The sequence below is a fragment of the Bradyrhizobium sp. i1.15.2 genome (genome assembly GCF_040548425.1).
In the GTDB taxonomy this organism is placed as follows: Bacteria; Pseudomonadota; Alphaproteobacteria; order Rhizobiales; family Xanthobacteraceae; genus Bradyrhizobium; species Bradyrhizobium canariense.
This window is the reverse complement of record NZ_JBEPRQ010000062.1, coordinates 1-7,408: the sequence shown is the minus strand read 5'-3', so window position 1 is coordinate 7,408 and position 7,408 is coordinate 1. Positions and strand designations below refer to the sequence as shown.

At 59.4% G+C, this 7,408-nt stretch carries 8 protein-coding genes and 1 pseudogene; 4 read left to right on the top strand and 5 right to left on the bottom strand.

From position 1 onward, the window contains the following. Nucleotides 1-394: 394 nt before the first annotated feature. Complete coding sequence (locus ABIB80_RS39060) at nt 395-721, bottom strand: hypothetical protein (RefSeq protein ID WP_035994314.1); 327 nt, start codon at nt 719-721, stop codon at nt 395-397. A gap of 27 nt (nt 722-748) precedes the next feature. Between ABIB80_RS39060 and ABIB80_RS39055 the strand changes: the two genes are divergently transcribed. Then, nucleotides 749-1,399, top strand: a complete 651-nt coding sequence (locus ABIB80_RS39055) for a DUF6745 domain-containing protein (RefSeq protein WP_051058475.1) — start codon at nt 749-751, stop codon at nt 1,397-1,399. 246 nt (nt 1,400-1,645) lie between these two features. Here ABIB80_RS39055 and ABIB80_RS39050 read toward each other — a convergent pair whose 3' ends face one another. Both ABIB80_RS39050 and ABIB80_RS39565 read right to left on the bottom strand, forming a co-directional pair. Beyond that, nucleotides 1,646-2,098: a GcrA family cell cycle regulator gene (locus ABIB80_RS39050; RefSeq protein WP_245286006.1), complete on the bottom strand. Its 453-nt coding sequence runs from the start codon at nt 2,096-2,098 to the stop codon at nt 1,646-1,648. A gap of 72 nt (nt 2,099-2,170) precedes the next feature. Continuing rightward, a pseudogene (locus ABIB80_RS39565) lies at nt 2,171-2,290 on the bottom strand (IS481-like element IS481 family transposase); the annotation flags it as partial. 1,854 nt (nt 2,291-4,144) lie between these two features. Between ABIB80_RS39565 and ABIB80_RS39045 the strand changes: the two are divergent. Further along, the gene (locus ABIB80_RS39045) at nt 4,145-4,330 is read left to right on the top strand and encodes a hypothetical protein (protein WP_007601176.1); all 186 of its coding nucleotides are present in this window, start codon (nt 4,145-4,147) and stop codon (nt 4,328-4,330) included. A 3-nt stretch (nt 4,331-4,333) separates the two neighbouring features. Here the strand turns inward: ABIB80_RS39045 and ABIB80_RS39040 are convergent, their stop codons facing one another. Next, nucleotides 4,334-4,927 (bottom strand): hypothetical protein, encoded by a 594-nt coding sequence (locus tag ABIB80_RS39040; RefSeq protein ID WP_354129626.1) that lies wholly within the window; start codon nt 4,925-4,927, stop codon nt 4,334-4,336. A gap of 316 nt (nt 4,928-5,243) precedes the next feature. Here ABIB80_RS39040 and ABIB80_RS39035 point away from each other — a divergent pair, with 316 nt between their 5' ends. Both ABIB80_RS39035 and ABIB80_RS39030 read left to right on the top strand, forming a co-directional pair. Then, entirely contained in the window at nt 5,244-5,465 is a 222-nt protein-coding gene (locus tag ABIB80_RS39035) for a hypothetical protein (RefSeq protein ID WP_007601178.1), read from the top strand. Between the two features lie 11 nt (nt 5,466-5,476). After that, nucleotides 5,477-5,899, top strand: coding sequence for a hypothetical protein (locus ABIB80_RS39030; protein WP_007601179.1), 423 nt, complete (start codon nt 5,477-5,479; stop codon nt 5,897-5,899). Nucleotides 5,900-6,316: 417 nt separating this feature from the next. Here the strand turns inward: ABIB80_RS39030 and ABIB80_RS39025 are convergent, their stop codons facing one another. Continuing rightward, complete coding sequence (locus ABIB80_RS39025; RefSeq protein WP_007595390.1) at nt 6,317-6,724, bottom strand: hypothetical protein; 408 nt, start codon at nt 6,722-6,724, stop codon at nt 6,317-6,319. Between the last annotated feature and the right edge of the window lie 684 nt (nt 6,725-7,408).

Genomic DNA, 7,408 nt, shown 5'->3' with positions numbered 1-7,408 from the left:
ATGATGTGGAACGAGTTCTTGCCGATATCGATGCCGATGACGGCGGGCGAAGCGTCGAGTTTCTGAGACATGGCGTGCTCCTTGTCTTGGGCGCCCCTTGCCAGCTTCTCGTACTGGCAGGGCCGGAGCACGGCCGGACCATTCCATTAGCGGACGTTGCTGGCATCGCTCGGCGTCCCCGGGCATTGACTGCAGCGCAATTTTCGAGACCATGACACACACCATTCTCGCCGCGGGCCGATGTCCAAATCATGTCGCCGAAGAAAATCCAACGCCTAACGCCCGAGCAAATGGCACGCAGGGCGGAATACGCCGCGAGGTGGACGTTGATCAATCTCTGCACCGATCCTGCCGACCGGCCACGTGCTGAGGCGGCGATCCGTGAGATGTACCGTCAGGGCGGCCTTGCGCCCCCCGCCGCGAAGATCGTGTGGTGTGGCTCGCCCATGTCGATGGGGCTAACCCGTGCGACCATCCGCGCCCCCCACATGCTCGACAAGAACACAAAAATCAGCAGGGGCGTCGCGGAGAGCGTCGAGAACAGCGTCCTGGAAAGCGCCGGAGACAGCGGGGACAGCGTGTGGGAAAGCGTCGGGAGCGGCGTCTGGTACAGCGTCAGTGACAGGGTCAAGGACCGCGTGACTCCCATCGTCTGGAACAGCATTGACAGCATCTTGATGAGCATCTGGCTCGGTGTCACGGTCAACGTCTGGCACAGCATCGCGGACTGCGTTGGACAGCGTCCGCGATGCCGTCGTTTACAGCGTCTATCGGTCGCGCCGAATGGCTCGCAGTACATCGCTATCTCCGGGACGTGGTCGGCCTGGTCGAAGAGACGGACAAGCTGTCCGGTCGTTGGGAACTGGCGCAATCGGCAGGGTGGGCGCTCCCGCATCAGAATATTTGCTCGGAACGGCCCAACATTCTTCATCGCGATGACCACGGGCGGCTGCATGGTGAAACCGGACCGGCGGTCGCCTACCCCGACGGCTGGACGATTTACGCCGCCCACGGCGTACGGGTCCCGGGCGATGTCATTGAACGTCCCGACACCATCAGCACGACTGCGATCGACGGCGAGCGAAACGCTGAAATACGCCGCGTCATGATTGAGGGGTACCGCTATGGCGAAGACGTGAGCGGTGCAGCAGCCTACATCCGCGACGCCGGAGGCGAGCAGTTGGACCGCGACGAGCGCTACGGCACGCTGTGGCGGCGCGACTTCCCGGGCGGAGACGACGAGCCGATCGTGATGATCGAGCTTATGAACCCTACACCTCAGCCGGACGGCTCGCGAAGGTGCCATTGGCTGCGCGTGCCACCAAGCGTCACGACCGCGCGCAAGGCGTGGACGTTTAGCCAATCCGGGCGCAAGTACAATCCGCGCAAGGAAACCTGACGCATCCCGCGTCCGTTGTCGCCGGGACCTGGTCGACGTGGCACTCCCTTCCGGCTCGGCGTCGCGAGCGGAAGCTCAAATCCGGCCAGGTCGAAGCTGGTTGGACGGTGCAGTTCATGGTCAAGCCAGGAGAGGCCGACATCCATAGACAGTATCGCCGACGCGGCAAGAGAAATGGCAGCTTCTGGCCCGTTTGAGACCCTGCGATGGCGCCAAAGACGTCTGCTCATCGGGGCTAACCGGAAGTCATCGCGGAGGACTACACCGACGCGATTGACGCGAACGGGACGAACTTGGGAAGGGGCACGACCCCCGAACCGTCGAGCCGAGCCGATACTGAGCGCAGCGCAACGGCATTCGCGGTGACCTCTTAGCCAGTATTTTTGACCGCCTCAGCCAGTATCTCGTAAAGCTGCTGCTTGCTGAATTGCTTGGGCTGCTGCCTCTCCGCCGCGTTCCGCGAGATCTTCTTTGCGACTGGACCGGCGCAAGCTGCCACGACGTCGCCCTCAGCTTCGGGGTCGGCCTTATCTTAGGCGTTGCCGTGGGCAGCTTGTGGCCGCGCTTTAGGCCCTGACGGGTCAGCATGCCGCAGACCGCGTTACGACTGCATCCGAGCCGGCGCGCTATCTGCGCCGCGCTATGTCCTGCGGACCAGAGCCTGATGAGGAGCCCTATGTCTTTCGCATCCCAGCCCATGGGGGATATTATAGCACCCACGGCCGAACACGCGTCAATCTAGTTTTCGTCCGGCTCGCGTACGGCCGCCGGTTCGTCGAGCTTGATCTCGGAGAAGGCGACGCGGGAATGGTCGTCTATGCAGACGTGGACGAAATCCCAGCCAGCGCCGCGTCTTTTGTTGGACCACTGGTGAGAAGAGTCGGGTCGCTGAGCCGGGACAGGTCGACCGAACGTAAAGCCCTGCATCGCGCGGAATGGCGCTCACCACCGGACAGTTCGGCTGCGCCTTCGCGCGGCGCCTGATGCACTCCGCCGAATTAACTTCCAACAGCAACATACGATTCACATATGTGGATGCTGGAACAACGTCGGCCGATTTCAGTCTCTGTTGCATCATTTTCCCGATTGGTCCGCCGACGGGCCATGATCCAAGCATGTTAGAAGGCTTGGTTGGGGGGTACACGACATGCGTGAACATCCCGGTCTAGCGGTTGACGCCATTGTGCGGCTGCATGAGCGTCAGGAACGGCTTGCGTCTCAATTGTCCGAACTGGAGTGTCTTCGGGCCCGCGTGCGCGAAGCGGAGCGGCGCGTATTGATCACCGTCGAAACCGCTCCGTCCCGTTCGCGAGCGCCATCGCGGCATACGCCTTTTCCAGTTTCCCCAGCCCGTTCATCTCTTTGAAGTTGTGGCACGCCAACTTTAGCTGCCCCTCGGCTTCGTCGGAAGGCTCTGGCAGAGGCCGCTGAGTCTTTGCGACGGTGCGGCGTTGGAACGCTTCGCTGATTACCGAGTGTTCCCGGCACACGGCCCCAAAGTGGGTAATGCAGTCGTGCCCAGCTCCCCCCAATCCCTCGAAGGCCGGGGCAACCCGGTCCACCACCATGTTTAGAGGTATTGCTATCGCGCTATTTGGGCTGACCATCCTTCGCAGCTCAATCAGGTGCTCTTCTATGGTCGAAATACTGAGCTGCGCGCAGGCTTGTGCGGGAGATTAGTCGCGGTTTTGGGTTGTAGGTAAGCCGTGATGCCATCATTCGCGCGAGGCATGCGAGCTTCCTCAACGGCTACTTCTTCAACAGTATCCCTATCCTTCCCGCCATTCGCCTCACCGATCCTGCGTGACGGCCCAGCTTGGCTGCGATCTTCGATACGCCAGCGCCTGCCCGGGCCAGCTTGGACAGTTGCTGGACCTCGCGGTCGGCCCATTGCTTTGGCTTTTGTGTTTTCATGATGCGGCGCTCAAACCTGTCGCAACTTAACCATTGCGCCTGGTTGCCGGCACTTGGGAAATTTACGGGTGGTGCCGGCCACCACGAGGCTAAGTGGTGCGGCGGCTTTCCAAAACGACAAGTCAACGATAACTTATCGACCGCTGAAACTGCGTTGTGTAGCCGCACGGATATCGTGCAGCACGCGCGGGCGTCATGTCGCTCACATCGCCCTTTTCCATCTATGGAAGGAAGACCGGGGGATGGTGGTTTTCCCTGACGATCCGACATCGTGTCGCACACTGCGGGATGCCTGCCGTGACTACATCGAAGCTATGGCCGTCGATTCGGACGAAGACGATCAGGACGACGATGGCGATGACGATGAAACCTGACTCGCAGCTCCATTTGAGGGAGTCAAAAGTCCGGCCATAATGATCTTTAAGGCAGTGAGAATTGCGATGGCGGACGCTCTGGGGGCGTTTCCCCTGGGGGCGACCGCGGATGGTGGAGCAAGCGCGCGTTCCAAGTCGTAACTGCGTGATCAGGCCAGGGCTGAAGAGGTCCTTCTCTCCGCGCCGAAATTCCTTCCCTGTATCGTTCGCGAGCACCGCATGTGCACCAAAAGGCGTGGCGGAGCCGTGGTCCGTCAGAGCACAAGGCTTCAACCAGGACGAATGTCCAGTCGGAACATTGCGCTAAATGAACAGCGTCGGCGCTCGAAACGAAAGCCAACCGCAGCAAGCGCGTATCGAGTCGCGGTCGGGAAAAACAAAAATTAGTTCTGACGCATAATCATAATGACTCCAGCGTAAAAGCAAAAAATAAGATGGGAAAACATGGGAGGCTGGAATGGAAACCGCACAGCGCTTGCGCGCGATGGCGGCGCTCTGTCGGCAGAGTGCCGCGCTTCATCCTGACAGAAGCTGGAAACTGCTCGCCGAGGCAGAATACTGGGAGCATTTGGCGGCGACTCCTCTCCCAACCGACATTGAAGGCTGTTTCACCCCTGGTCAGCATGACTTAGCTGCTGCCTAGCGCTCACCATTTGTCGTTTCGAAAATCGGATTGGGGTAAATGAGTATTCTTTGGGGCCAGTTGGATGACTGCGTGTATCAACGAACGGCCGATGTGTCCGGTATGCAAACACCGGATGGCATTGGCGCGCATCTCTCCCGGCAAGTCCGGATTCGAGAAGCGCACGTTCGAATGCTCGACCTGCGAACGTACCGAGACGGCGTCGTTCGCTGTGGATCCGATGAAGACAGATGCGGTCGGTTGGCTTGCAGGCGAATTGAACCCGCCTCGGTGAGCTTGGGTGCAGTTGGTGGAGCAGCCGGATGAATGTCCAATCGGCAGCACGAACGTTGTGCTATCGTGAGTACAATGGTGTGCCGGGACCTGGGTGGCGTTCCGGATTGCAAGAGCATCGAGCGCAGTGCGATAGATTTCAGCGTTGCTGTGATCTCGAACCCGAATTGCAGAATTGTGGGACATCAGTTCTGGTCGTACCAGCGTGAGCTCTGCCGCGAGACGTTCTGTTTGGTCCGCCGCTCCTTGTCGATCTTCAAGGATCATTCCGCCTTGATGCTGGCATGTTGCATAGGTGACAAGCTCGAATTCGTAGTACGGCATGAAAGCCTCTGAACTCGCAACGCCCACTCTGAGCATAACTGCGCTCTCCATCAGGTGAATTATGGTATGTGAATGCGAAAGCTGGTTTGTGGAAGGATGCGGACCGACTTTCGACCAATGGCCATATCCGGTGATGCTGTGGCGGGCTGATGCTGTTCGCCGAAGTCCACAAAAACTGCGCCCTGACTTGCGGGCCATCTGCGTACCACCATACCGAAGCCTTGGTTGCGAGGCGCGGAGGCAGTAGCTTTGGTGCGGATCGAGGAACTTCAGAGCTGCAACAATATTCAGTCATGATCAACAAGGAGAGATCCGCATGCCGATCCAGACTGTGATGGACAGTACCGGCGACAGCCGTCACTTCTTCGACGCGGACGATGCACGAGAAGTAGCCAAGGCCGAGCAGCGATTTCGCGAGCTGACGAACGTCGGCTTCACCGCCGCGGTCCGGACCGGTTCAGGTCAGGTGTCGCGGATCCGATCGTTCGACCCCACTGCGGAAGAAACTCTCTTCTTCCCCCGGCTGGTCGGCGGCTGAATCGCTGAGCTGTGTGGCTGTTCAGGCGGTCGCGGCCGGGTGAACGCTCACGGAGGAGGGCCGCAAAGGCGCTGTTCATTCGACACGGCGCCGAGAGGACTCCGGAAGGACACGCGCTGCTACTGCTGCGGCAGTACCTCTCGCCCGTCCAGCGGCGGCAATTCGCGCAGACGGGCTATTTCGATGTGGTCGGCGGCGACACGGGCAACCGCTACAGAATCTATGCGGGAGCGGCTGTGAATGTCTGCGAGATCGGCGAAAACGGCCGTCCAAGGATCGGCTTGTGTTTCCTGCCCGTTGGCGACCTTCCGATTGGAGACGTCATGCTGGCCCAGAAGATCGCGCTCGAAACGTGCGAGGGCAGCGCGCTCGCAGTAGCCCGAAAGTTCACTCCCAGCCGTTTCTTGTTCAGCCGGCCCCGCCCACTTCGCTAGCCGCGGCATTGCGTCAGTCACGTTTGGGCGTGACGTCGCCTATTGGGCCTTCGCTTCCACGGCGGGCTGCCGCTACATGTCCGTTCACGGGGCTAGACCGAAGTCGCTAACTATCGGCCAAACCGACGCGAATGACCCAATTCAGACATCGGCCTCCCTCTCTCTCTCTCTCCCTCTCTCTCTTCATGTTGCAGTAGTCTTGAATTGAGACGCCCCGACCAATTGTCGCGGCGCTCGTCGATTTCATATCGTCCGCCAACTAGCCCTTAGACGTTTGTCTCGCGTCGGTTGGCGCAGCGACATATCTAGAGTTCGGCGCAACCAGGAAGTCACGTCAGAGGGCAAACCGACGCGATCGGTGCGCCGTCGCGTGCGCCATTCGCAACTACAATCGATTTTTTTGCGAAGAAACGAGCCTTAGGCCTTTAGGTCCGTGATCCGCATAATCGCGACCACGTTCCCATCATTGAACGCCTGCTCCTTTGTGTCCTTGTTGCAGGTCCAGACAAAATTCTTCTTGCCGGTAAAGGTCTTTTCGTCCTGCTCAAGCCGAAGCTCTCCTTCGGTGATATGGCAGACCATGGCATTCATCATCGGGGGCCCCATGGTCTTCGATCCCGGCTGCATGATGATGTCGCGCATTGAGACGGTCTTAAAACCCGGGATCAGCGATGGTGTCTCGCCATCATACTCACGCACCACCACACCTGGCCACGGAGTTGTGTCCTTGTAGCCCGTAGTTTGAGCGGCGGCGGGCTCTATCATGGCCGCCGAAGCCGCTGCCAACCCGAATGTCAATGCAGACCTTCGATCGATCTTGCTCATCGCTTTTCTCCCTAGGTTACTGCAACAAGCCGCCGCAAAAGCTGCGCGCGTGTGGAATGTGAAATCGTGGTGTGAAACCGAAAAGGGGGCGGTCTCTTAGGGTAGCGTACCTGCCGACAGCGCTAGTACTGCTCGTTCGTCCCGAACGGTGACTTCGGCACATCCCGCTTCAAGGGCAACCACATTCTACGAGAACGGACGCGCCCTAGAAATGGGTGTTTCGCCCAAGAGGCATAATGCCTCAGTTTGCTTAGGCCTGAAGTTCGGACCCGGCGTCAGCAACTTCACACTGCGACCAACTGAATACGCAGGTCAGTGTCACTGACTGGTCCTGTGGCGGGTCGCAGTAAGTGTGCGGCCACGACCTATTGGCGTCGAGTGCGGAGGCGATGATGCTGCTCCCACAAGACCGCCCGGAGTTAGCCCATCAGCGAAGTGGCAGCACGCCTCAGTTTTATCGGACAAAGGGCAAGCGTCCGATGGCATCAGTGCAACCCGGAAATGAAATAGCTCCAAGCAGTGGCCGGTATTATACTGGTGCTACTGGAAGTGCTGTTTCAAGCGTTCGTGGAAAGATTGCTACGACCAGTGCGGATTCCGATCGATGTCGCCCAGGATTCCGAGATGATCTCGCCCACCATTCCGATTTGAAGTCGCCCACCCGTTCCGAAATGATGTCGCCCA